This window comes from Candidatus Symbiopectobacterium endolongispinus, assembly GCF_018777385.1.
GTDB lineage: Bacteria > Pseudomonadota > Gammaproteobacteria > Enterobacterales > Enterobacteriaceae > Symbiopectobacterium > Symbiopectobacterium endolongispinus.
Window position 1 is genome coordinate 383624 of the sequence record NZ_JAFJYB010000003.1, and the last position, 23211, is coordinate 406834.

Here is a 23211-nt window from a genome sequence, read left to right on the forward strand (position 1 = left end):
TGGCAAAACGCAGTGCGATGATATTACTGCCACTGTTCGCGCTGGCATTGACCGGTTGTTCTCGAAATATGGATGCGTTTCAAAAAACCGCCAAACTGGCGATTTGGGGAACGGATGATGTGCAGGTTTCCGCTGAACGGGTTGAAAAAACGCCTTATGCTTCTGCCTATCTTAAGATTGGCAAAGCTTCTCAGGCCTTTGTAGTGTCGGCCTTCGCAGAAAATAATCAGCTTAAGTGGATCGGTGCAGACAGTAACATTCTGGTGATGCAGCAGGGGCGCATTGTGAAAACGCAGGGCTTTGGTGAAGATATTGCCCACGTGATTAATGTCACGCCCGACCCGCTTGCGGTAGGTCTGCTAAAACCGTCAGCCCCGATGCATTGGCAGGGGAAAATGGCCTGGTCACAGGTGCGGCGCGGTGATTATGCGGTTGAATCCGTGTTTCAGGCACGAGGTAAAGAAACGGTGACGATTCTGGGTAAGCCGCGCCAATTGCTTAAATTTACCGAGCAGGTTTCGGTATCAGCATTAAACGCTGAATATACCAACACCTATTGGCTGGAACCCGGCTCAGGGCAGGTAGTGCAAACCTGGCAATATATGGGGCCGGACATGGCACAGGTCAAATTCACGGTATTAAAACCCTACTTACAATAAGGGACTGACATGTTGGCATTTTCCCGTATGGCACTCCTGATGCTGTTCACTGTGGGGGCGGCACAGGCAGCGCAGTTGACAGTAAAAACCCCGCAGCAAACGCTGGCGGTGGTAAAGCAAGCGGATGGAACACGGCTGATTGAGTTTTATCAACAGGTGGCGTTTCCTGCCGATGTTAACTGGCGCAGCGCGTTAATTTCTGATTACGCCAGTACCAAGAAAGTGTATGCACAGGCGGAACAATTGCGGAAATCCTTGGCCGAGCTTGAAACCCGCTGGCGTAACTCTGGCGATGGCGATCTGGCTATTTCCGCCTGGCTGATGCGCAAAATGTTGGATCAGGTTGACTTGGCCGGGCAAATATCCACGCCACTCGATCCCGACAGAATTCGGCTAAATCCACGCGTTAACCGCCCCCTTGTCGGTGACTATGCGCTCTATATTGCACCGTTGGCATCACGTTTTACGTTGGCAGGGCTTATCAACACCGATGCTGATGTGGCTGAGCTGAAAACGGTGGGGGGATGTGGTATTGCAATCGGGCTGGACGGTTCGGGATTATGTGCTGGATCATCGTTTCCTGGCGGGTGCCAACCAGGATGCCGGTTACCTTATCGATGGGCAAGGCACATGGCGCAAGGTGCCACTGGCGCTATGGAACCAGCAACACATTGAGCCCGCAGCGGGTGAAACGCTGTTTATTGGTTTCAACCCCAGTGTATTACCCAACGAATTTGCTTCTTTGAATGATCAAATCGCTGATTTTCTGGCTAACCGGATCCCGCACTGATGACAAAGAACAGAAGATTTAAAATAGGCTGTCTGTCGTTGGCCATCGGCAGCGCATTGGCGGGTCAGGCGGTGGCGCAAGATGTCGCCCAGCAAAGTGATATGGTTAAAAGCGTCACCAACCCCAATACCCGCTTTGACAGCGCAGGTGTATCACAGTCTGATTTTGGTGGTACCGGGTTGCTGCAAATGCCGACGGCGCGCATGGCGCGCAGCGGTGAGTTTAACCTGAACTATCGTGATAACGAGGAATACCGACGTTATTCTGTGTCGTTGCAACTGTTTGATTGGTTGGAAACCACGGTGCGTTATACGGATACACGTACTATGCCGTATAGTTTGAGTTACGAGTTTAGTGGTAATCAAACACATAAAGATAAAGGATTCGATGTAAAAGTTCGTTTATGGCAAGAAAGTGATTGGTTACCTGAAATGGCTATGGGCATCCGAGATATAGCGGGAACAGGGTTGTTCGATGGAGAGTATTTGGTTGGTAGTAAGCGATTAGGACCATTTGATTTCAGTCTTGGAATCGGTTGGGGACATATGGCTGAGAGCGGTAATATTAAGAATCCAGCTTGTGAGCTCAAAGCAAGCTTTTGTCAACGCAATACTAGTTATAGCGGTAGTGGGGGGCAATTTGAGCTAGGAAGCATGTTTCATGGGCCCGCAGCATTATTTGGTGGTGTTGAATACCAAACTCCATGGAGCCCATTACGTTTTAAACTCGAATATGATGGCAATGATTATAGTAATGAACCTGCAGATACAATAGTGCCTGGATACAGGAGAGGTGAGAAAATCAAACAAGACTCCCCCTTCAATATCGGTATGGTGTATCGCGTCAGTGATTACTTCGATACCACCCTTTCCTGGCAGCGCGGCAACACCTTGATGTGAGGCTTTAGCCTACACACCAACTTTAACGATTTACGCCAATCACATCCGGAAGATGTTCCGCCGGTGTACGCGCCTGTCCATTCAGAGAAAGGCATCAACTGGCAGCAGGTAGCGCGTGAGCTGGATGATAAAGCGGGATACAGCGACGCGGATATTTATGCCGATGCGCATCAGGTGACTATTGTTGCCGATCAGGATAAGTACCGCGATAAAAACGAAGCCACTCAACGCGCCGCGACGGTACTGGCAAACCACGTGCCTGAAAGCGTAGGGGAATACCATATTGTGCGCCGCAGCCAGCGTTTACCGGTGGAAAGCACCGCGGTGGATAGCAAAGCGTTCTGTGAGGTGCAAACTGCGTCTATCCCATTAGGGCAGCCAGAGCCACTCAGCCACCGTGCTGAACCACTCTCTGATATCAACGGGCAACCGGCGCTACGCAGCGAGCCATCGCGCTTTACCTATGGGATAGAGCCGACTTTGACGCAATCAGTCGGCGGCGCGGAATCGTTCTATATGTATCAGGTGGCGCTGAAAGACAGTGCGGATTATCGTCTGAGCGATCACTGGTCTGTGGGTGGTGCAGCGTCATTGAACCTGATCAACAACTACGATCGCTTCAATTACAAAACGCCCCCGACTGATACCACTTTACCGCGTGTCAGAACCTGGATTCGTGAATACGTAACCTCTTCAGATCTGCTGCTGACCAACCTGCAATTGACATGCATGGATAACCCGGCAACAGACTGGTATACCCAGGTGTATGGCGGTTATCTGGAAATGATGTACGCGGGCGTTGGTTCAGAAGTGCTGTACCGCCCCTTTGGTGAACGCTGGGCGCTTGGGCTGGATGTCAACTACGTCAAGCAGCGTGACTGGAATGATATCATGCGCACCGCGGATTATGATGTCGTTACCGGACACCTTACGGCTTACTGGGAAATGCCTTACGTTGAAGGGGCTTTTGCGAAAATCAGCGTCGGGCGCTATCTGGCCGGAGACTATGGTGTAACGGTCGATCTGTCGCGTCGCTTTGATAGCGGCATTGTCGCCGGGGCGTTTGCCACCAAAACCGATGTCAGCAGCAAAGACTACGGCGAAGGCAGCTTTACCAAGGGCTTCTATATCTCTATTCCGTTCGATTTAATGTTTACCGAACCGACGGTGAAACGCGGTGCTGTCGGCTGGGTGCCGCTGACGCGTGACGGTGGTCAGATGTTGCAACGACGCAACGGCCTCTATGGCGTGGCAGGTGAAATCCGCTAATAGTAATACGTAGAAGGTATAAACTGGCGGCCTTACTCTCTAGAGTAAGGCCGCATTGTTTTTACCTGATAAAGGAATATTATCGGCTCACAGTGGACGTTGTGCGAGTTTCAGGTAACGATATAAATAATAAATTAACTGCGTTAATGTACAGTGAATGGCATGATTTAGGTCATACTATTCACCCTTTGATGCAATGGAATGGGGGAGGCGTCATGTCTGTTAAATCGCCTACATTATTGACAGTGGACTCTCGTCTTTCCGGGATACGCTTTTACAAGCGGGTCTTCCTGCCGCGTATTATCGGTACGTTGTTGTGCTCCCTCTTTATCACTTCCGTGTTGGTGACAAAAACCACCCCGCTTTGGGTATGGGTATTGCTTTTTCTCAATGTGTTTGTATGGCCCTATCTTGCCTGTTACCTGTCTACGCGTTCCGCAGATCCCATGCGCTTTGAGCGAGGGAATTTGCTGGCGGATGTTGTTTATGGTGGGTTCTGGATTGGTATGATGGGGCTCAACGTGTTGCCCAGTGTCATTATCATCGCCATGGTCGGCATGAATAGCATGGCGGGGGGCGGTATCCGCTTGTTTATCCAGGGCGTCAGTTTACAACTGCTCAGCGCAGCCTTGGTCGCTGGCCTTAACGCGCACCGCATCGATTTAGTGACCACACCACTCAGCTCTACGCCTGTTTGCCCATGCTGCTTGTCTATCCGATTGCGCTTGGCTATGTGACGTATGTGACGGCGACTAATCTGGCTGAGCACAAGCGCAGACTGATGTTGATGAGCACCCACGATGGTATGACCAACGTCTATAACCGTCACCATTGGGAGCAGTTGTTGCACAATGAATATGAAATTTGTCGCCACATTGATGAACCTTCTACATTGGCGTTGATCGACATCGATCATTTCAAAACCATCAATGACAGTTTTGGTCATCATGTGGGGATGAAGCGATTCTGTTTTTGACGGAAGAACTGCGCAACGGCTTACGCGCGACCGATGTGATTGGTCGCTTCGGTGGCGATGAGTTTGCGGTGATTTTGCCCGAGGCGCGAGCAACAGATGCGGTTGAGATCATCAACCGCATTCGTAGTCGTTTGGCCGACAAGCGTTTAACGCAAACGCCACAGTTGGGGATTCGCATCAGCGTCGGCGTAGCGGAATATCGCCCGACCATGAACCAGTATCACGATTGGCTCAAAGCGGCAGATATTGCACTCTATATATGGCGAAAAACAAAGACCGTGGGCGCACCGAAGTGGCCTAACCGCCTTACCTTCATGACGTGCAATGGCGCGCTGACTACGGCAGTGAGTTCAGCCGATGATAGATTTTGAAGTCAATAATCCGGTTGGTTATTTCTCCCAGCGGTTTTCCCGCATCAATCATGGCGTGAATATCCGTCGTGAGGTGTGTGAAGTTATCTAGGTTTAACGTTTGCTTTTTTTGATCGACATGTTGACTGATGGCATAAATAGCAGCTTTTGTTGCGTAAACGCCTGAAGAATTTTCATAGGATCGCGTCAGATGCTGGTTTACTGCACGGCGTAATCTGACTTCCGGGGCGGGGGGGCGCTTGTTCTGTTGGCGAAAAACCGTCTAAAAATTGCCGTATCTCCTTAACCCGATCAAGCGCATTGCCAAGATGCTGATACTTATCTTCCCGAATACGTTGTTGATGCGAGCGTGAATAGCTGTAGGGACACGCCTTGAAACGCGTCAGTGACTCAAGGTGGGTGTCGGGTGCCGCCTTTTTTATCCTAAGCAGTGTTTCTGCAAAGGCGATGTGCTTGGGCGATTTTGTTTTGTCTGCAAGTTTGACGACGGAGGTCAAGCTGTGGGTAAAACGTGCCCTAAAAGAAAGCAGCAGTGTTGATGTTGCAATATTGCTTATCATGATGGTTTTTTGTGATCTCGGTGGTAGCGGGGAGTTAAGACTGTAGCGCACCATCGCCAACGCTTTCTTCTATATTCCGTCTCCTGCGCAAAGTCGCTGTTCCGAAGCCGTATTGGCAAGCGGTTATCTGCAAATTGGCCTAAAATGTTTTATGTCTGAAGCAAATACAACCATTCTTTCATGAATGGGTTATTAATAGCCCGCTACTTATTTTTTTATGCGTTAATAAGAAAAAATAAAATGCAGTGTTGCAGTTGCTACATTTTTGATTTTAAATGTAGCAACTGATTCTTTAAGGGGGCAGTATGGAGTTCACCGCTTTATTGAGGGAACGTTTTTCGCGCTTGACCCCGTCACAGCAGATGATTGCACGCTACATCGAACGCAACAAAGATCGCGTAGCATTCATGACGGCCCGCCAGTTGGCCGCTGTGATGAACATCAGTGATGCCGCCATTGTGCGCTTTTCACGTGCAGTGGGGTATGAGGGCTACGCCCACATGAAAGAATCATTGGGAGATGCTTTGATTGAGCGCACTGGCGCCAGCGGCATCTTGCATCGCGAACCTGCGTTGCCCAGTGAGACAGAATTAAAAGAGAGCGTGTTTGCCAATACCAGCCAGCTCTTGAAAGCCACAGCAGAACTGAATGAAGGCCGTATTGTTTCAGCAGTCGCTGGGCGTATCGCTGCCGCAAGGCGTATTTGGGTGAGTGGTAACGGAACGTCGTTTTCCATGGTCTCCTATCTGGCGATGCAATTGAATCATTTTCTCGGCAACACTGAGGTGTTCAATATCGGTCACGGTGATGTGGCAGACCGCATATTGCAAGTGAATGAGCAGGATGTGTTTATTGGTATCGGGTGGGAGCGTTACATCCCCTATGCCATTGATTTGATGAGACTTGCCCGGTAACGGGGAGCCTATGTCGTCGCGATGACAGACCGAGCCAGCTCTCCTTTAGCCAATGAAGCTGATGAAATGTTGTATATCGTGCGCAGTTCATCAGCAGTGGCATGGTGGTCGAAAGTGAGTCCGATGATCGTCGCCGATTGGTTGATGGCGCAGGTAATCACGAAAGATGAGGAGAAAATCAAAGCGAATTTAAAACTTTCCGATGATGCCTGGCGTCTTCTGGGTCATTGGGAAAATGCCAACACCAGGGAATTATTTAACAATAATAAATAGATATAATTATAAAGCAGTAAAAATAATAAGCAGTAAAACAGCGGTGGTTATTGCCACCACTGCAACATTATAAAGAAATACCTTCGCGCCTTCGTTTCATTATTTGACCAATCAATGTGTTGCTGGAACACCATTTTTTGTTTAATCCTCGTTTTGATTAAACCGTGTCTTATGTTGCTGACATCAGAGAAAAGTAGTTTCTTACCGTTTGTTTCTCAAAGGAAAACATATGAACAAAGGAAACGAAAAGCAACAGGGTTTCATGCCGTCAAGCGTTGATGAAGTGGTTAATGCCGATCGTCGTCGCTTAATAAAACAAACATCGATTATTGGCGCAGGGGCTCTGCTCGGTGCCTTCTCACCTGCGGTTTTTGCCGCACCCAGTAAAGAAGTGATTGTTCGCGGGATTGGCGGAAGCTATCAGGAAGCGCTGGAAAATGCGGTCTATAAACCTTTTACGGAATTGACTGGCATTAAAGTGATCATTCAGCCTTCTACGGCTGCGCAAATCATGGCAATGATCAAAGCAGGTCTTGTGACGCTTGATGTGCTGGATATCGGAGATGTTACACAAACCAACCTCAATGAGGCCGGGGCGTTGATGCCAATCAACTACGCGGGTATGAAGTTTACCAATCCCGACGATATCTTCCCCGAAGTACGCCGTCCCAATATGGTCGGTAACCTGTTCTTCTCGACAGTGATGGTTTACAACACGGATGTCTTCCGTGATGTCAACAATCCGCGTACCTGGGCAGAATTTTGGGATGCGGAACGTTTCCCCGGTCCGCGTACTTTAACGGATCTGCGCACCAGTTCTACTGAGCTGGAATTTGCCTTGCTTGCCGATGGCGTAGACATGAAAGACATCTACCCGATTGACATCAAGCGTGCGTTTGCTTCTCTGAGCCGAATCAAACCCCATGTCGTGAAATGGTGGGATACTGGGGCGCTATCCGTACAATTGATGTAGCGCAAAGAAGCGGTGTTAGGGGCATTGTGGAACGGTCGCGCACAAGCGCTGATCGATCAGGGCGCACCGTTAGCCATTGAGTGGAACCAGATCAAACAGCAGTTGCAGTATTGGAGCGTGCTGAAAGGCTCGCCGAACCCGGAAAATGCGCAGTTGCTGATTGATTTTGCGTTACAGCCCGAGGTTCAGGCGAAAATTACCCAGTTTATCGCCTATGGTCCCACCAATAAAAAAGCCTTCCAGTTTGTTCGTCCAGAGGATTTGGTAAAACTGCCTTCCAACCCTGAGTATTACTCGCGCTCCTTTGTACAAAATGCGCAGTGGTGGACAGATAACATTGAGGAAGTGGGCAAAATCTGGCAACCATGGATCTTGGGTCAGGAGTAATGAAAACGGATTCAACACACCACAGCTCCCGGCGTCAGCCGGGAGCTGCACTCTGCCTTGAGGGGCTGACCCGGCGCTACGAACAGGCTGCCGTCGTCGATAATCTGGATTTGGCGATCGCGCCAGGCGAGTTTGTGACGTTGCTCGGTGCCAGCGGTTCAGGAAAAACCACCACGTTGATGATGGTTGCGGGATTTACCGAACCCAGCCAAGGACGCGTGCTGATTAACGATCAGGATATTACGCATTTGCCCCCCCGGCAAAACGCGACCTTGGCGTGGTGTTTCAGCACTACACGCTGTTTCCGCACCTCTCAGTGGCGGATAACCTGGCGTTTCCGCTGGAAATGCGCGAAGTGGCGCGTCGTGACATCAAGCAGAAAGTGGCGGATGCGTTGGCGTTGATCCAGCTTGATGATAAGGGACATCGTTTGCCGCGAGAGCTGTCCGGTGGGCAGCAGCAGCGCGTTGCGCTGGCGCGTGCGTTGATCTTTTCCCCGACGGCACTGTTGATGAACGAGCCGCTGGGTGCTCTGGATAAAAAGCTGCGCGAACATATGCAGTTGGAAATAAAACGGCTGCATGTGGCCTCCGGCTCTACGGTGGTGTTTGTCACCCACGATCAGGAAGAAGCCTTGACCTTGTCCGATCGTATTGCCGTGATGCAACAGGGGCGGATTGCCCAAATTGATACCCCGCACGATCTCTATACCAAACCAAAGAATCGCTGGGTGGCTGAATTTATTGGCCAATCCAACTTTATCGACGGCCAGATAAGCGCCATTCAGCAACACGGCTATGACGTGCGCCTTTCAAGCGGTGAAACGGTGTGCGGTAAGGGCGTTGCTCATCTTGGGGTAGGGGAGTCGGTCTTGGCGGTGCTGCGGCCTGAGCATATTCATATTGGCCTGCCGGGGGATACATCAGCCCATTTGCTGCTTAGCGCCACCATTGCTGAAATGCTCTATCTGGGACATACGCTTAAATTAACGCTGGTGCTGAGTGATGGCGCGACGTTATTAGCACAGTTACAGAACTCGGCGTTGGAGGGGACTCTGCGGCCGGGTGCCAGCGTGCGTATCGGGTGGGCAACGGAAAGCCTCTGGTTTATTCCCGCCGAGGTTCAGCGATGAGTGGGCGTGATGACAGGCGTGTGAGTCGCTGGAAACCCTGGCTATTGCTGGCACCAACGCTGCTGGCCCTGACGATTTTTTTGCTGATTCCGTTGGCAAAAATGCTTGGTTACAGCCTGTTCGATCCGGGGCTTACTAGCAAGCATTTTGCGCGCATTGTGCAGGAGCCAGTCTGGCTGCAAGTGCTGTGGATTACGCTGCGCACCTCACTGCTAGTCACGCTGGTGACGCTGCTGTTGGGGTATCCGGTGGCCTGGGTGTTGTGCAAACTCCCTGCGCGATTAGCCGGTATGGCGATTGTCATCATCATTATCCCCCATTTTACCAGTGTGTTGGTGCACACTTATGCCTGGATGGTGCTGTTGGGCAGTGATGGGTTTGTCAATCAGGTGCTGCGCGCGTTGGGGCTTATCGATACACCGCTCAAACTGATGTATACCCCGCTCGGCGTGTTAATCGGTATGACCTACATCTTGCTGCCCTATATGGTACTGGCGCTTTACAGCGTGATGCGCGGCATCGATCCGCAATTGCTGCGGGTAGCGTATAGCCTTGGCGCTTCGCGCTTTCGAGCCTTTTGGCGCATCTTTTTGTCGCTGTCGCTGCCTGGCGTTGCCGCAGGTAGCCTGCTGGTGTTTATTTTGTCTATTGGCTTCTTCGTGACACCGGCGCTGATGGGCAGCCCGCGCGACACCATGATCGCCATGGTTATCGAAAATAAGTTGGAAGTCTATTTCAACTGGGGCTTCGCGCCTGCGTTGCTGCTGCTGCGCACCTTATTGCTGTTTTGGGTCTATGTTCGTGTCGTGGGATTGGAACGACTCTTTGAGGCGAAAGGATGAACGGAAACCGCCCCGGCTGGCTGCCGCTACTGATCACGCTGTTGACCCTCGCTTTTTTGTTGGTCCCGATTGCGATGATCTTTCCTCTGGCATTCAGTACCAATAGCTATTTGTCGTTTCCACCGCAAGGATTCTCCTTGAAGTGGATGCGCGCGATTTTGCAGGACTCGCAGTGGCTACAGGCTATCGGCCTGTCGTTTACCATTGCGCTAATGTCCACCTTGTTAGCCATGGTACTGGCGCTGTTTGCCGCCCTGGCTCTGGTGCGCTGTCGTTTTGTCGGTAAAAGTCTTGTGTATGCACTGATTGTGTTGCCGATGATTGTGCCCTACGTGATTGTGGCGTTGACGCTGTTCTTCTTCTTTTCCGAGTTGGCACTGTTTAACAGCTTCACCCGTATTGTTATTGGGCATGCCCTGATTGCGCTGCCTATTGCCACCATTATTTTGTCTTCGACGCTGCAAGGCATGGATTATCGTTTGGAGCAGGCGGCAATGAGCCTGGGGGTCAGCCACTTCAACGTATTACGACGCATCACACTGCCGCTTGCCGCACCGGGTATGTTCTCGGCAGCGATTTTCTCGTTTCTCAGTTCGTTTGATGAACTGCTTATTGCATTGTTCCTTTCCGATCATGGCAGCCAAACGCTGTCGGTACGGATTTGGAACACGGTACAGTTTCAGCTCGATCCTTCTATTGCTGCCGTCAGCGTGCTGTCGATCGGCGTGACAATAGTGACACTGGGGATTACGAGTGTGGTGAATAGAAAAAAAACGACATCAGGTAACCGTTATGAATGAAAGTTGGCTTTTCCCGCTCCACGAGTATCAGCAGCGCGTCGCAAAGATCCGCGCTTATATGCAAGAAAGGGATATATCCCTGTTGCTGATTGACCAGACTGAATTCCTGTTTTATCTCACTGGATTTGGTATTTCTGAAAACATGTACCGTGCCTGCTTTCTGCCGTTAACGGGCGACCCGGTGATGGTATTCCGCGCCATGGACGAGCGTGCGTTCAGCGAAAATAGCTGGATCACTGACACCGTCACCCTCCATGACTGGCAGGATCCGTTAGCGGTACTGGCCGATACGGTGCGCGCTCGCGGCTGGGAAAGCGCGACGCTCGGCATCGATTTCGATTCTTACTGCATGACCATCAACCGCTTCCAGCGCTTGCAGACGATGTTGCCTCAGATTCAGGTAAAAGATTTTTCCGGTGTGCTTAAACAATTGCGCACCCGCAAAATTCCGCAGGAAATCGAGTGCATCAAACAATCAGCGGCGGCGAACGATCAGGCGATACGTGAAGTGGTTGCCGAAATGGGTGTTGGGAAAACGGAGCGTCAGGCGGCAGAAATTATCCACCGTGTTCTGATCCGCCACGGGATGGATTCCAACCGCTGTGGCATCGTCACGACCGGCGGTGGCAACAGCTTTCTGCATGCCAACATGCAGGAACGGCTGCTGGAACAGGGTGATATCCTGCATCTTGAAGTGGTTTCCTTTAAACGCGGCTCCAGCTCCAAGATCATGCGTTCGGTGATTATCGGTACGGCGTTAGCTGCACAGCAAGAGATTGCTCAGCAGCTGATCGCAATCCAGGATAAGCAGCTCGCGGCCATGAAGCCCGGTGCAGTAGCGAAAGACATCGATGCACTGGCACGTAATGCTGTACTGAAAGCAGGGCTGCGTCAGGATTACGCCAGCATTACCGGCTATACGCTCGGTTATTATCCGAAGACGCCGCCGCGCACCAGCGATTTTAGCCACGTGTTTTTGCCCACGTCTGAGTGGCTGCTGGAAGCGGGCATGGTGTTCCACATGTACTTGTATGCGGCGGGCCTTGCCATCAGCGAAACGGTGCTGGTGACGGAAAACGGCTGTTAGCGTTTGACGAAGATCCCGCGCCAGCTGTTCGCAACGGCATAACGCGTAGCAGGTTGTAACTGTCCTTCTTTCGTCATTCCCGGGAGCCGCCTGTCATTCCCGCCCAGGCGGGAATCCCCTACAGGCTAAACGCGTTAATTCCGCGCGAGGTCTACGGCACGTGCCCAGGACGACGGGATGGGGCTTATTTTCGTGCGATTAAGACGGTCAGCGGCGACATCGGAAACGGTTGATATCGCCGTGTTTCTACACGGCTGAAACCGGCATCACACAGCAACGATGCCAATTCCCCTTCTCGCGTTACCCTGCGTCCGCGCAGCATCAACGGCAGGTAGAAAGGCAATACCGATGCGGCATCCTCTTGGTTGGACGCTATTTCTGCGTGCACGGCAACCAGTACGCCGCCTGGCGTCAATGCGTTGAACAGTTGCGCTATGCTGGTGGTGATATCTTCGACAAAGTGCAGGAAGGAAGAACACCAGATAATATCGGCATAGTCTACGGCAAACGGCTGAGCGGCAAAATCTCCGCTGGCGGTGCTTAAACGCTGGTGTAGACCGACGGCAATGATATTCGCTTGCGCCACTGCGGCGGTTTGTGGCAAATCAAACACTACCCCTTGCAGCGTGGGATGGCGTTGTGTCAGGCCGATGGCGATCATGCCTGGTCCTCCGCCCACATCCAGCAACGTTTTGGCCTGCGGGAACTCTGGCAATGCGCCCACGATGTCGCAGGCACGATCGACCGTCAGAGCACGCTGCTCCTGCGCAATCTGCTTTTGCGCTGCCTGCGCCCAACCGGCGTCCATGCGAGCGGCGGGAGGCGGTGTACCGGGTGTTTGCTGCATAAGCGCGGCGAGCTGCTGTCCGACGTCACGCAGCGATTGATAGCGAAAACGTCAGCTATCGCCAATATAACGCTCGCCGGTTTGGCACAGATAGGCTTGCATCTCTGCGCTAGTTTGATAGCCTGCCGCGTCGCGCGTCAGCAGTTTCATGCTCCACAGCAGTTCCAACAGCGCTGCGGCTTGCGGTGGTTCCCACTGTTAGTACAGCGCGAACTGCTCAACCGTTGAGTGCTGTGCCAGTTGATCGAACAGTGTGCTATCCAGGGCCAGTCGAACGGCTTCTGTTTTGATGTTGCTGGCGGTCAGTGTCCATAAATCGGTCAACGTGGTAGGGAACATAGTGGCTCCTTGCAGGCTGTGTTGCGGCGTTAATCACGTCGCGTTGGTTAACGTGGGCGTTGCCGCCAGGGATAGCCTTATGTTATCTATAAATGAGAATTATTATTGTCTTGGTTTGTCTGCGTGACTGCGGTTTTTCTCTGGGGATGGGAGGAGAGAGAAAATGGGAGAAGGGCGAGGTTCATCAACGCAGCGTGTGATGCCGCGTATGGTATTGCGCGAGGGTAACCGCCGCCAGTTGCCGGATCAGTTTGGCCAGTACTGGTCGCAATCGGATATGCTTGCTGACGGGTTGACACTGGTGACCTCTTCCTATCAGCCGCTGAAACCGCTGGTGGAGGAAGCTGAAACTGCCCACTCTCAGCCTGTGTTGGTGATGACTTTTGGTTTGAACGGCGAGTCGAACTACATCGAAAAACGGGGTGCCAGCATGACGTTCCGCCAACAGCATGTGACCATCGCCAGTTTTCATCACAGCCTGGGTGAGCGTTATTACCCGGAACGACAAAAAGTGGACCAACTGCGCCTGTTGGTGAGTGAATCGATGCTGGAGCGCTACATTGGCGGTGCGGCAACAGAGCGGCTGCTTGGTGATTATCGACTGCGGCAGCATGCTTACAGCCGGTTGGCCCCTGTCGCGCAACAGCACCTGCATTCACTGCAACAGGCACAGGGCGATATGCTCTCCATGCACATCCATGCCCTGAATCTGCTGGCTGCGCACCTCTATTTGTTTGAGGAGACGCGGGAAGCGGCACGCTTACATCCTCAGGATGTGGTAGCGGTGGAGCGCGCTCGTGATTGGATGGTGGCACACCTGAGCGAAACCCTTTCTCTCTGCGCGCTGGCATTAGTGGTCGGTTTAAGTGGATACAAGCTCAAGCTGACGTTTCATCGCCATTTCAACACCACGCCGGGGTAGATGTTGTTGCAATTGCGCATGGAAGAGGTGCATCGGTTGTTGGAGCAAGGCTTACAGGTTGCCTGGCGGGTGGGATATCGTCACGTCAACAATTTTAGCGTAGCGTTCTGGCGTTATTATGGGCGTTACCCAAAATCCATCTAACCCGGTGTGGATACTGTGACAGTCTGACTGCCACGGCAGGAGGGTTATGGCACATTTTTCTTTGGCGGGCTTCAACTCAGAAACTCAACTTCGCCGCCAACCAGGTGGTACATGCTGCCGACGATCTTGATTTTTCCCTCTTGTTCCAGTTTTTTCAGAATAGGGCTATGTTCACGAATGTGTTCGACGGTGAGCGACATATTGGTTTTCGCTACCGCATCGACAAACGCCATGTTTTTGCCCGTACGGTCGCCCTCATAGACGGTTTTCTCGACGGCGGGTTTAATTTTGTTCAGCAGCCCGGTCAGGTTGCCCAACTCAACATTGTCTATTGCGCCAGCCACGGCACCGCATGCGGTATGCCCCATCACCAGAACCACTTTGGCACCCGCTGCCGCACACGCGAATTCCATACTGCCCAGAATGTCTTCATTTTGCACATTGCCTGCCACGCGCGCGTTAAACGTCTCGCCAATGCCCGTATCCAGCAAAATTTCAGCAGGCGCGCGCGAGTCGATACAAATTAAAATCACCGCTGCGGGGAACTGCCCCTCTTGGCTGCTGATTTTTTGCGCCACGAAGTCATGCTGTTGCATTTTCCCTTCACGAAAGCGTGTATTGCCCGCTTTAAAGCTTTTGATGACATCGTCAGGTGTCATGCTGTCACGCTGTGCTTTGGTCAATGATGCGGCATAGGTGACGTTGGGAACCATAAAACCACTGATGCCGGTTAGTGCCAGCACGGAGAGGGCCGCAGTGCGTTTGATCACAGCACGACGAGATGGCTCTGGAGCGTCGAACTTATTCATAATAATACCCCATTGTTATTGTGGGTATGGCGACGCTGCAACCTGGTGCAGGACGTCAATGACACGCTAGTCACGTGATCGGTGGTGGTGCTGATAATGACCGTTAGTAATTAATTGCGGTAAGTGTAGTTGCGCCACAGATGGGATTGTGGCTGTAGGGAGGACACAAAGAGGCTATACAGTGAGTCTTTTTACTGTTTTTTTGTTAAAAATAAATATATTAATTCTGTTTTTCTGTTTGTGTCCGGCAATTCTGATTATCGCTGTCGGGCCCGGCGGGGCCCGACAGCTGGTATTTAGCGAAACGGCGGCTCGTTAAAGGTGCGAAGTTTGCGTGAATGCAGATAGTCGCCTTCTGCGCGTAACAGATCCATGGCGCAAATACCGATTTGCAGATGCTCGGAGATGGCGCCTTCATAAAAACGGTTGGCCTGACCGGGCAGTTTTATTTCACCGTGCAGCGGCTTGTCAGAGACGCAGAGCAGCGTGCCGTAAGGCACTCGGGAGCGATAGCCTTGTGCCGCAATCGTCGCACTTTCCATGTCCACAGCCACGGCGCGGCTCAAGTTGAAACGCAGCGCAATGGCGTCGCGGATTGCCGGGGTGACTTCCGGGTACATCCAGGGTTCGTTGACCGTATGATCGTCATTCCAGGAGTGAATGGTGAAGCGCTGGTGCATCACACCGTTTTGTACCCAACGTACGAACAGTTCCGCATCAGGCTTATCGCCAGAGAAACCGCCGACATCGTGACCAACGTTGTACAAACCGGAGAGGCTCATACCAACACCCATACGGATGTTATAACGCAACGTGGTCCAGTTGGTGCGGTTGTCGCCGCTCCAGGTTTGCACGTAACGCTGCATCTCGGCACAGCCGGAACGGGAGATCAGGTAAGGGCGTCTTTCCGGCGCAAAACGCTGTTGTGCTTCCATCGATGCACGCATCATTAGCAACGGCATTACTGATGGCGATCGGTTTGCCAAAGCCAAAGCAGCGCGCTTCGCCATCCCACACTTCATATTCGTTGTTGTCGTTCCAAGTGGAATCGATACCCATTTCCAGTAGCTGCGAAGTGACGTTATCCTGCCACCATTTCACCGTTGCCGGGTTGGTGAAGTCAAGGTGTGAGCCTTCATCGTCCCAGAAGCAGGAGCGTTCTGGTGCATCTTGCTCGGAATCACGGATGAACAGTTGCTGCTCTGCCACCTGCTGGTACATCGGGTGGTCTTGCAACAGGCACGGCTTAATGTTGGCAGCCAGTTTCAGATCGGCATCGTGGAACGATTGGCTCAGCACTTTCGGTTGCGGCACTTTATCGTAGTTCCAGTTAAACACGTAACGTTTGTTGCCAATGGAGGTGTAGTCGGATGACAACTGGAACGAATCACACGGGATGGCGTGCTCTTTACACAGCTCAATGAATTTCAGCAGTTGTTGCTGCGCATCAGGAGCGTCGGTGTAGTGCATGGTTGAACCGCTGTAACCCAGGCTCCATTTGGGGCCAAACAGGGTTTTACCGGTCAGACGCACGAATTTCTTAGTGACATCTAGCACGCGCGGACCGAGGAACAGGTAGTAGTCGAGATCGCCAGCTTCTGCGCTGTAGCGACGGTAAGCAACGTGGTAGTTATCCAGTTCGTTACCCAGATCCAGACGGGTGCTGCTCAGGTTGTCGTAAAACATCCCGAAACTGTCGTCACCGCGACGAGTGATGGTGAAGGGCTCGTGTTTGTATAGCGGGTCGGTAGATTGCGCGTTGTAGCCCATGGCATCGAGGTTACGCATTTCGTAACGGCGGCCAGCGCGGTTCAAATCACCGGCTTTCTCACCCAGCCCGTAGTACTGTTCCTGCGGATGGCGACGCTGATAGTGCTCAACGCCATCACCGTGGGCATTCAGCAGGTACGCACTGGTGTGGCGGTCGACTGCGAGCGGTTGCCATTCACCCTGTTGGCCACAGTATTCCCATGACAACCACATTGGTTGATGCACGGTAACGCGCAGTTTATTGGTAGTGATTTTCAGGCCGTCTTCAAGGGTAGTCAGGGTAAAACCGGGCAGGCAAAGCCAGCGGTGCTTTCGCGTTCACGTCCTTCCCATGCCACATCTTTCCCTGCCTCCGGGGCGATGCTCCAGGTGCGATCCAGGGCAAGTTCCCCTTTACGTTTGATCAGCACACGAAACAGGTCATTTTCCAGCACATAGAGGCGAAACAGATGCTGGTTGTCTACGTTGATTTCAACAAACGCTTGTGTTTGTTGGTTTAGCACCCAGTTTTTCAAAATTTTCATAGCAACGTTCCAAACTAAACAATCGAAGACATCACAGTACGAAAGGCCTTGTCGTAACAAGGCCTTTCGACAACACGTTATGCAGCGCGCGCTTTATTACGACGCTCGGCGATGAAGGCAACCAGGAAGATGGCACCAATCAGGTCAAAGAAGCCCATTGCGATAAACAGTGGGTTGTGGCCGATTTTGTCTGCTGTCACATCAATCAGCAGTGAGAACAGGAAGCTGGCGATCCAGGCAAAGGAGCCACGCATCCAGTTGACCGTTGCCATTTGGCCTTTCTCGAACGATTCAACCACCAGCGCACTCAACATGCAGGAGATGATCTGGTGACCGAAACCACCGATGGAGATCAGCAGGATGGTGATATACGGGTCTTTAGTCAGCGCGACTAATGCCAACGAAATCATCAGGAGTGTGTCGGTGACGGAACTGGCAACGACAGATTTGACGCGGCTGCAACCAAACAGACTGGTATAGACGCGGGTCAGGTAACCACTGGCGATACTGCCCAGGTCAGCAGCCAGGAAGGGCAGCCAGGCGAACATGGCGATCTGTTTCAGATCCATTCCGTGCTCTTTTGCCAGATACAGCGGCACCCAGAAGCTCAGCACGGCCCGGGCTGGCTCTGCCATAAAGGCCGGAATGGCAATACCGTAAAAGCGTTTGTTTTTACCCACAGTTTTCAGTGCGGTGAAAAAAGGCAGCTTAACTGGCGCAGGTTCGTTGTCCTGTTTGATGAATTCCAGTTCGGTTTTGCTCAGGTTTGGGTGTTTTTCCGGGTCATAATAGAACAACCACCACAGAACCACCCACAGCATGGCCAGCACGCCGGAGAACATGAATGCACCCTGCCAGCCGAGGTAGCTGTGTGCAATAACAATGATGGGGCGGTGCTAACATGGCACCGATAGATAAGCCCACGCCAGCCAAACCTGTGGCAATCGGACGTTCCTTTTTCGGGAACCATTCTCCGAGGGTTTTGGCGTTAGCTGGCGTAGCTGCCGCTTCTGAAGCCCCCATAAAGAAGCGCAGAATCGCCAGATGTAACCAACTGCCTGCTCCTGCGTGGAGCATATACATCAGGGCCCAGATAGAGGCACACACCAGGAAGCCGACTTTCAGACCAATAACGTCAATCAACCAGCCGCATAGCGGTTGGAAAATGGTATAGGCCAATTGGAATGCGCCAACGATCCAGGAATATTGCTCCGTGGTGATCCCCATGGTGGCTTTTAATTCAGGTGCCAGGATACCCAACGAGTTACGCGTAATGTAGTTAACGGTGACGCCTAAGAGAAACAGCCCCAAAACCCACCAACGCAGGTTTTTGATTTTTCGTTTCCCGTGCGCTGCGGGGGCAGCGTTGTCAATATTGAGACTCATGATAATCTCCGTCAGAGGGTGATGATTTATTTGGCCTGATAAGTTATTCTTTCTGTTACACCATCAGTAACCTAAAATACTCACCCTATCGCTATGTTCTGATTATTTGTATTAAAATTCAGGTTGTTATATAAGGCTCTTCTTGAGGCCCTGTTTTCTCAATTGGTCTACCAATTAAGCCTAAAGGAGATAATCGATGCGGGGCACGCCCCTTTTTGCAAAAATTTTCATAACGTTGTCTTATTTTAGCGTTGGGCATAGAAACCGGTTAGGATATTGGCAGTTCTAGCGTGAAAATTTTTTCATCTTCAAATTTGAAGGGGATCACAAAATGAATGGAAAGCTTAAAATCAAGGAAATTGCGGCACAAACCGGGCTTTCTATCAGTACGGTATCTCGCGTGTTGTCAGGCAAATTTAACACTAGCGAAAAAGCCAAGCAGCGTGTGATGGCGTGTGCGCGAGAGTACGGTGTGCTTGATGATATCGCCTCTGGACGCCTGTTAATCAATGGAATTATGGTGTTTGCACCGACGCGAGCGTTTGATTCGCAGTCTGACATCTTTTACTACAAAGTGATCCAGGGGCTTGTCAATGCCTTGGCGCCCCATGAGGTGCGTTTACGCTACTGTGGGCTGGAAGAAAACAACAGTGATGCAGCCCTGTTTCTGGAAAAAATGAACGATCCCCTTACGGAAGCAGCCCTGCTAATCGGGATAGATGATCCCTATATTCACGCCATGGCGGCGGATTTGGGTAAACCATGTATCCTGATTAACAGCTATGACAGAAAGATGCGTTTACCCAGCGTCTCACCGGATCACCGCTTGATTGGCGAAGTGGCGATGCACTATTTGATTGAGCAGGGGCACCATAACATTCTCAATCTGGTCTGCTTGCGGCGCTATACCATGGAGTGGCGTTTACAAGGGATCCGTGAAGCGCTTGACGCCCATAATCTTCCTTTTGACGAGCCACGCCATCTGCTGCTGGCAAACGGTTTTAGCGCTGCGGAAAGTGAACGCGCATTGACGGAATTTCTCGCACAATGCCCGAACGATCAGCGGCCAACCGCTATTTTGGCCGGCGGCGATTTTATGGCCTTAGGAGCAATGAATGCGCTGCAGCATGCGGGGATGCGTGTACCGCAGGATATTTCCATCATGAGCATCGATGGTTTTAACCTGTTGGCGTTGCATGATATTCCGCTGACCTCGCTGCATGTGCCGCGTGATGAATTGGGCGAGGAGGCGATCAGGTTATTGCAGCAGCGTCTGGCATCACCACTGCGCCCTGCCAGCAACATTTTGCTGCATGGTACGATGGCGCTTAATGCCTCCGTCAAACGACTGCGCGCCAGCTGAACGCCAACGCGCGGTGATGAAGAGAAACTCTACGATTAAGATTACTCACGCCGCAGGGCAAAAGACGCGCAATGTTGCGTGGGTGACCGTCTGTTCAGCTTAGAACCACTGGCCGAAACGTCGGATATAGATGCGTTTCATCACCTGAGTGAGCAGGCAGTAGCTCAGCAAGGTGCCGACCAACCAGGGGAAATATTCCCATGGAAGCGGCGTTAAACCGATATACGCCCCCAGTGGTGAGAACGGAATATAGATCCCGATCGCCATGACCAATGCGGTGGTCAGTATCACCGGTAGCGCTGCGGTGCTTTGAATAAAGGGAATTTTCTGCGTGCGCAACATATGCACTACCAGCGTTTGCGACAACAGCCCTTCAACAAACCAGCTTGACTGAAATAATTCCTGATGCTCGACGCTGTTGGCGGCGAACACATACCACATCACGGCAAAGGTCGTAATGTCGAACAACGAAGAGGTCGGTCCAATCCATAGCATAAAGCGACCAATGTTCTTTGCATCCCATTTGCGCGGGCGCTGTAAGAACGACTTATCCATTTTGTCCCACGGCAGGCTGAGCTGGGAGATATCGTACATCAGGTTTTGCAGCAGCAGATGAATGGCCTGCATCGGTAAAAAGGGAATAAAGGCGCTGGCAACCAACACGGAAAACACGTTACCGAAGTTAGAACTGGCGGTCATGTTCAGGTATTTGATGATATTGCCGAATGTCTCACGTCCGGTGATCACCCCTTGTTCCAGTACCATCAGGTCTTTTTCCAGCAGAATGATTTCTGCTGACTCTTTGGCGATATCCGTTGCGGTATCCACCGAAATACCGACATCAGCATCACGCAGTGCCGGAGCATCGTTGATACCATCCCCCCAAAAGCCGACGGTATGACCGTTGCGTTGCAACATTTTTAGTACGCGCGATTTTTGCATCGGCGTCAGCTTGGCAAACAGTGTACGTTGCTCCACTTCGCGCGCTAGCGTGGCATCATCCATTTTATCGATATCCGCACCAAGCAGTGGCTGGTCTGCATCAAGCCCAACATCTTTGCACACTTTGCTGGATACCACCGGGTTGTCGCCCGTGAGCACTTTGACCCGCACACCGTTTTCTCGCAGTGCGGTGATCGCGCAAGCGGATGAGGGTTTCGGAGGATCGAGGAAGGTCAATAGGCCATGGATTACCATGTCCCGCTCATCGGCTTCGGTAAGTGGGAAGTGGTAATCGCAGGCACCAAATTCACGCGTTCCTATCATCAATACACGGAAACCCTGCTGGTTATAACGCTCTGCCAGTGCAAGCAGCGCGCTACGACGGGCATCATCCAGTGGATGCTTTTCACCGTTATCGTCGATATGAGTCGCAATGGCGAGCATCTCTTCTACCGCGCCCTTACAGATCAACTGGTACTGCTGGTTTCCGCTGTTGAGTAAAATGGACAGGCGGCGGCGAATAAAATCAAAGGGCAGCTCATCGATTTTGTCATGTTGGGTCAGCGCCGCAATGTCCGGCTTTTCCTTGCCGAAGCGGATGATGGCCTTGTCCATCAGATTTTTCATCCAGCTTTGATGGAAGCTGTTCAACCAGGCCAGTCTCAGCACCTGCTCGCTCTCTTTACCGTTGACGCACAGATGATGTTCGAGAATGATGCGATCCTGCGTCAATGTCCCGGTTTTGTCGGTGCAGAGCAGATCCATGGCACCAAAGTTTTGGATGGCGTTCAGATGCTTGACGACTACTTTGCTACGCGACATTCTGATTGCCCCTTTCGCCAGGTTGGCTGTGACAATCATTGGCAACATTTCTGGCGTCAGACCAACCGCGACTGCCAACGCAAAAAGCGCTGCTTCGGCCCAGTCACCTTTGGTAAAACCGTTAATCAGCAATACCACGGGCACCATCACCAACATAAGGCGGATCAACAAGCGGCTCACGCTGTTGACACCGCGATCGAATGCCGTTTGCGCACGAGTGCCTATGATGGATTTAGCCAACGAACCAAAGTAGGTGTGATTGCCGGTAGCCACGACAACGGCTTTGGCGATGCCGCTGGAGACATTGGTGCCCATCAGGCAGATATTGCCCATTTCCAGCAGAGATCCCCCCTCCTGATCGATAGGCGTCTGACAGGATTTCTCTGCCACATGGGCCGAGGTGTCATATTTCTCTACGGGAAGGGATTCACCGGTGAGGACTGCCTGGCTTATAAACAGATCGCGTGATTCAACCAGTTTTACATCTGCGGGCACCATGTCACCTGCCGAAAGTAAAATGATATCGCCAGGTACTAATGCTTTCAGAGGGATCTCATGGCATTCCGCGCGAGCATTGGGATGGGCGCGGCGCAGTACGGTGGCGGTGGTGCGCACCAGCGATTTCAACGCTTCTGCTGCCTGATTAGTGTGGAACTCTTGCCAGAAACGCAGCAGACCGCTCAGCGTTACCATGACCAAAATGACGATGGTGCCCGTTAAGTCGGTCTCTTCTCCGCGCTGCAACGGCAGCCAATAATCGGTAAACGTACCGATGGCGGCCAACGCCAGTAAAATAAAAATAAAGGGGTTATTAAAGGCGCTGATGAGCTGTGTTAACGCGGGAGGCGCTTTCTCTTGCGCTACCTGGTTGGGACCGTTTTCAAGTAAGCGCTCCTTTGCCTCAGCCAAACCGTCCAGGTTGGTAGAAAGCGAGGTCAGGGTGCTATCAAGGCTTTTTGTCGCTTCATCTGCAATAAGGTAGCTTTTTTTTACCGACTGCTGACGGCGAACGGGCAAGTTTTCTAACATCTGAGTCATAACCGTTACTCATTTTTAGGCACATCGCTTTCAGGACGTCTTTTTAAAGACGTAGAGAAGACGTCCTTCAAGGGCATGATGCGCAAACGAACTAATTGTTATGCGTGGCAGAGAGGATGGAGAAGCAAACGAGTTATCGTGTCATCCTTTGCAACGCGTTGTAGATTGCTGACTGGGGTGATCGTCCATTTCGGCTCCTTAACCGCTGAGAAGCGATAACGTGAACGTAGTGATGCAGGATCGCCAGGATCGCCAGAATATCCAGAAAAACCGGGCGTGTATTCAGTATGATCGCTTTGTTTTAAGGTGGTGGTGCGCTGCTATAACGACTTCACCGCTGCCTGAAAGCAAGTGATTACTGGATATAAAGGCG

General features: G+C 51.8%; 18 protein-coding genes and 6 pseudogenes. 17 read left to right on the forward strand and 7 right to left on the reverse strand.

Going from position 1 to position 23211, the window contains the following annotated elements; translation table 11 throughout:
• Positions 1 to 17: 17 nt before the first annotated feature.
• The 6 genes and pseudogenes from JZM30_RS13430 to JZM30_RS13455 all read left to right on the forward strand — a co-directional run bounded on the left by JZM30_RS13430 (position 18) and on the right by JZM30_RS13455 (position 4964).
• Positions 18 to 659 carry a YjbF family lipoprotein gene (locus JZM30_RS13430; protein ID WP_252319329.1) on the forward strand — a complete coding sequence of 214 codons (642 nt, stop codon included), beginning with the start codon at positions 18 to 20 and terminating at the stop codon, positions 657 to 659.
• Between the two features lie 9 nt (positions 660 to 668).
• Complete coding sequence (locus JZM30_RS13435; protein WP_252319331.1) at positions 669 to 1334, forward strand: capsule biosynthesis GfcC D2 domain-containing protein; 666 nt, start codon at positions 669 to 671, stop codon at positions 1332 to 1334.
• Positions 1240 to 1449, forward strand: coding sequence for a capsule biosynthesis GfcC family protein (locus tag JZM30_RS13440; protein WP_252319670.1), 210 nt, complete (start codon positions 1240 to 1242; stop codon positions 1447 to 1449). The genes JZM30_RS13435 and JZM30_RS13440 overlap by 95 nt, the downstream gene beginning before the upstream one ends.
• A pseudogene (locus JZM30_RS13445) lies at positions 1449 to 3617 on the forward strand (YjbH domain-containing protein). The gene JZM30_RS13440 and the pseudogene JZM30_RS13445 overlap by 1 nt, the downstream one beginning before the upstream one ends.
• A gap of 215 nt (positions 3618 to 3832) precedes the next feature.
• Positions 3833 to 4354, forward strand: a complete 522-nt coding sequence (locus tag JZM30_RS13450; RefSeq protein WP_252319337.1) for an MASE2 domain-containing protein — start codon at positions 3833 to 3835, stop codon at positions 4352 to 4354.
• 68 nt (positions 4355 to 4422) lie between these two features.
• Positions 4423 to 4964 (forward strand): annotated as a pseudogene (locus JZM30_RS13455) (diguanylate cyclase).
• A gap of 173 nt (positions 4965 to 5137) precedes the next feature.
• Here the strand turns inward: JZM30_RS13455 and JZM30_RS13460 are convergent.
• Complete coding sequence (locus JZM30_RS13460) at positions 5138 to 5578, reverse strand: hypothetical protein (RefSeq protein ID WP_252319339.1); 441 nt, start codon at positions 5576 to 5578, stop codon at positions 5138 to 5140.
• A gap of 251 nt (positions 5579 to 5829) precedes the next feature.
• Here JZM30_RS13460 and JZM30_RS13465 point away from each other — a divergent pair, with 251 nt between their 5' ends.
• From JZM30_RS13465 to JZM30_RS13500, 8 genes and pseudogenes are all read left to right on the forward strand, one after another.
• Positions 5830 to 6438, forward strand: coding sequence for a MurR/RpiR family transcriptional regulator (locus JZM30_RS13465; RefSeq protein ID WP_252319340.1), 609 nt, complete (start codon positions 5830 to 5832; stop codon positions 6436 to 6438).
• 21 nt (positions 6439 to 6459) lie between these two features.
• Positions 6460 to 6711, forward strand: a complete 252-nt coding sequence (locus JZM30_RS13470; protein ID WP_252319342.1) for a MurR/RpiR family transcriptional regulator — start codon at positions 6460 to 6462, stop codon at positions 6709 to 6711.
• Between the two features lie 262 nt (positions 6712 to 6973).
• A pseudogene (locus JZM30_RS13475) lies at positions 6974 to 8071 on the forward strand (ABC transporter substrate-binding protein).
• A pseudogene (locus JZM30_RS13480) lies at positions 8071 to 8537 on the forward strand (ABC transporter ATP-binding protein); the annotation flags it as partial. The pseudogenes JZM30_RS13475 and JZM30_RS13480, both read left to right, overlap by 1 nt.
• A gap of 195 nt (positions 8538 to 8732) precedes the next feature.
• On the forward strand, positions 8733 to 9203 hold the full coding sequence (locus tag JZM30_RS13485) for a TOBE domain-containing protein (RefSeq protein WP_252319671.1): 471 nt from the start codon (positions 8733 to 8735) through the stop codon (positions 9201 to 9203).
• Entirely contained in the window at positions 9200 to 10045 is an 846-nt protein-coding gene (locus tag JZM30_RS13490; protein WP_252319344.1) for an ABC transporter permease, read from the forward strand. The genes JZM30_RS13485 and JZM30_RS13490 overlap by 4 nt, the downstream gene beginning before the upstream one ends.
• Positions 10042 to 10845 carry an ABC transporter permease gene (locus tag JZM30_RS13495; RefSeq protein WP_252319346.1) on the forward strand — a complete coding sequence of 268 codons (804 nt, stop codon included), beginning with the start codon at positions 10042 to 10044 and terminating at the stop codon, positions 10843 to 10845. Before JZM30_RS13490 ends, JZM30_RS13495 begins: the two co-directional genes overlap by 4 nt.
• Complete coding sequence (locus tag JZM30_RS13500) at positions 10838 to 11932, forward strand: M24 family metallopeptidase (protein WP_252319348.1); 1095 nt, start codon at positions 10838 to 10840, stop codon at positions 11930 to 11932. The genes JZM30_RS13495 and JZM30_RS13500 overlap by 8 nt, the downstream gene beginning before the upstream one ends.
• A 184-nt stretch (positions 11933 to 12116) precedes the next feature.
• On the opposite strand, the gene JZM30_RS13505 is transcribed toward JZM30_RS13500, so the two are convergent.
• Both JZM30_RS13505 and JZM30_RS13510 read right to left on the reverse strand, forming a co-directional pair.
• Positions 12117 to 12779 carry a class I SAM-dependent methyltransferase gene (locus JZM30_RS13505; protein WP_252319350.1) on the reverse strand — a complete coding sequence of 221 codons (663 nt, stop codon included), beginning with the start codon at positions 12777 to 12779 and terminating at the stop codon, positions 12117 to 12119.
• Between the two features lie 198 nt (positions 12780 to 12977).
• Positions 12978 to 13118 carry a hypothetical protein gene (locus JZM30_RS13510; RefSeq protein ID WP_252319352.1) on the reverse strand — a complete coding sequence of 47 codons (141 nt, stop codon included), beginning with the start codon at positions 13116 to 13118 and terminating at the stop codon, positions 12978 to 12980.
• A gap of 163 nt (positions 13119 to 13281) precedes the next feature.
• Between JZM30_RS13510 and JZM30_RS13515 the strand changes: the two genes are divergently transcribed.
• Positions 13282 to 14040, forward strand: coding sequence for an AraC family transcriptional regulator (locus JZM30_RS13515; protein ID WP_252319353.1), 759 nt, complete (start codon positions 13282 to 13284; stop codon positions 14038 to 14040).
• Complete coding sequence (locus JZM30_RS13520; RefSeq protein WP_252319354.1) at positions 14041 to 14184, forward strand: helix-turn-helix transcriptional regulator; 144 nt, start codon at positions 14041 to 14043, stop codon at positions 14182 to 14184.
• A gap of 71 nt (positions 14185 to 14255) precedes the next feature.
• On the opposite strand, the gene JZM30_RS13525 is transcribed toward JZM30_RS13520, so the two are convergent.
• The 3 genes and pseudogenes from JZM30_RS13525 to JZM30_RS13535 form a co-directional block, all read right to left on the reverse strand.
• Positions 14256 to 14993, reverse strand: a complete 738-nt coding sequence (locus tag JZM30_RS13525) for a carbonic anhydrase family protein (protein WP_252319356.1) — start codon at positions 14991 to 14993, stop codon at positions 14256 to 14258.
• A 563-nt stretch (positions 14994 to 15556) separates the two neighbouring features.
• Positions 15557 to 17287 (reverse strand): annotated as a pseudogene (locus JZM30_RS13530) (glycoside hydrolase family 31 protein); the annotation flags it as partial.
• Positions 17288 to 17364: 77 nt separating this feature from the next.
• Positions 17365 to 18673 (reverse strand): annotated as a pseudogene (locus JZM30_RS13535) (MFS transporter).
• A gap of 331 nt (positions 18674 to 19004) precedes the next feature.
• Between JZM30_RS13535 and JZM30_RS13540 the strand changes: the two are divergent.
• On the forward strand, positions 19005 to 20036 hold the full coding sequence (locus JZM30_RS13540; RefSeq protein ID WP_252319359.1) for a LacI family DNA-binding transcriptional regulator: 1032 nt from the start codon (positions 19005 to 19007) through the stop codon (positions 20034 to 20036).
• Between the two features lie 99 nt (positions 20037 to 20135).
• On the opposite strand, the gene mgtA is transcribed toward JZM30_RS13540, so the two are convergent.
• A complete protein-coding gene (mgtA, locus tag JZM30_RS13545) occupies positions 20136 to 22838 on the reverse strand; it encodes a magnesium-translocating P-type ATPase (RefSeq protein WP_252319361.1) in 2703 nt (900 codons plus the stop codon).
• Positions 22839 to 23211 lie beyond the last annotated feature (373 nt).

What these genes read in the sequence shown, in the direction of transcription:
- JZM30_RS13485 (WP_252319671.1), top strand. Translation starts at nt 8,733, where the DNA reads ATGCAACAGGGGCGGATTGCCCAAATTGATACCCCGCACGATCTCTAT.
- JZM30_RS13520 (WP_252319354.1), top strand. Translation starts at nt 14,041, where the DNA reads ATGTTGTTGCAATTGCGCATGGAAGAGGTGCATCGGTTGTTGGAGCAA.
- JZM30_RS13465 (WP_252319340.1), top strand. Translation starts at nt 5,830, where the DNA reads ATGGAGTTCACCGCTTTATTGAGGGAACGTTTTTCGCGCTTGACCCCG.
- JZM30_RS13470 (WP_252319342.1), top strand. Translation starts at nt 6,460, where the DNA reads ATGACAGACCGAGCCAGCTCTCCTTTAGCCAATGAAGCTGATGAAATG.
- JZM30_RS13510 (WP_252319352.1), bottom strand. Translation starts at nt 13,118, where the DNA reads ATGTTCCCTACCACGTTGACCGATTTATGGACACTGACCGCCAGCAAC.
- JZM30_RS13460 (WP_252319339.1), bottom strand. Translation starts at nt 5,578, where the DNA reads ATGGTGCGCTACAGTCTTAACTCCCCGCTACCACCGAGATCACAAAAA.
- JZM30_RS13500 (WP_252319348.1), top strand. Translation starts at nt 10,838, where the DNA reads ATGAATGAAAGTTGGCTTTTCCCGCTCCACGAGTATCAGCAGCGCGTC.
- JZM30_RS13495 (WP_252319346.1), top strand. Translation starts at nt 10,042, where the DNA reads ATGAACGGAAACCGCCCCGGCTGGCTGCCGCTACTGATCACGCTGTTG.
- JZM30_RS13430 (WP_252319329.1), top strand. Translation starts at nt 18, where the DNA reads ATGATATTACTGCCACTGTTCGCGCTGGCATTGACCGGTTGTTCTCGA.
- JZM30_RS13540 (WP_252319359.1), top strand. Translation starts at nt 19,005, where the DNA reads ATGAATGGAAAGCTTAAAATCAAGGAAATTGCGGCACAAACCGGGCTT.
- JZM30_RS13515 (WP_252319353.1), top strand. Translation starts at nt 13,282, where the DNA reads ATGGGAGAAGGGCGAGGTTCATCAACGCAGCGTGTGATGCCGCGTATG.
- JZM30_RS13490 (WP_252319344.1), top strand. Translation starts at nt 9,200, where the DNA reads ATGAGTGGGCGTGATGACAGGCGTGTGAGTCGCTGGAAACCCTGGCTA.
- mgtA (WP_252319361.1), bottom strand. Translation starts at nt 22,838, where the DNA reads ATGACTCAGATGTTAGAAAACTTGCCCGTTCGCCGTCAGCAGTCGGTA.
- JZM30_RS13435 (WP_252319331.1), top strand. Translation starts at nt 669, where the DNA reads ATGTTGGCATTTTCCCGTATGGCACTCCTGATGCTGTTCACTGTGGGG.
- JZM30_RS13505 (WP_252319350.1), bottom strand. Translation starts at nt 12,779, where the DNA reads ATGCAGCAAACACCCGGTACACCGCCTCCCGCCGCTCGCATGGACGCC.
- JZM30_RS13450 (WP_252319337.1), top strand. Translation starts at nt 3,833, where the DNA reads ATGTCTGTTAAATCGCCTACATTATTGACAGTGGACTCTCGTCTTTCC.
- JZM30_RS13525 (WP_252319356.1), bottom strand. Translation starts at nt 14,993, where the DNA reads ATGAATAAGTTCGACGCTCCAGAGCCATCTCGTCGTGCTGTGATCAAA.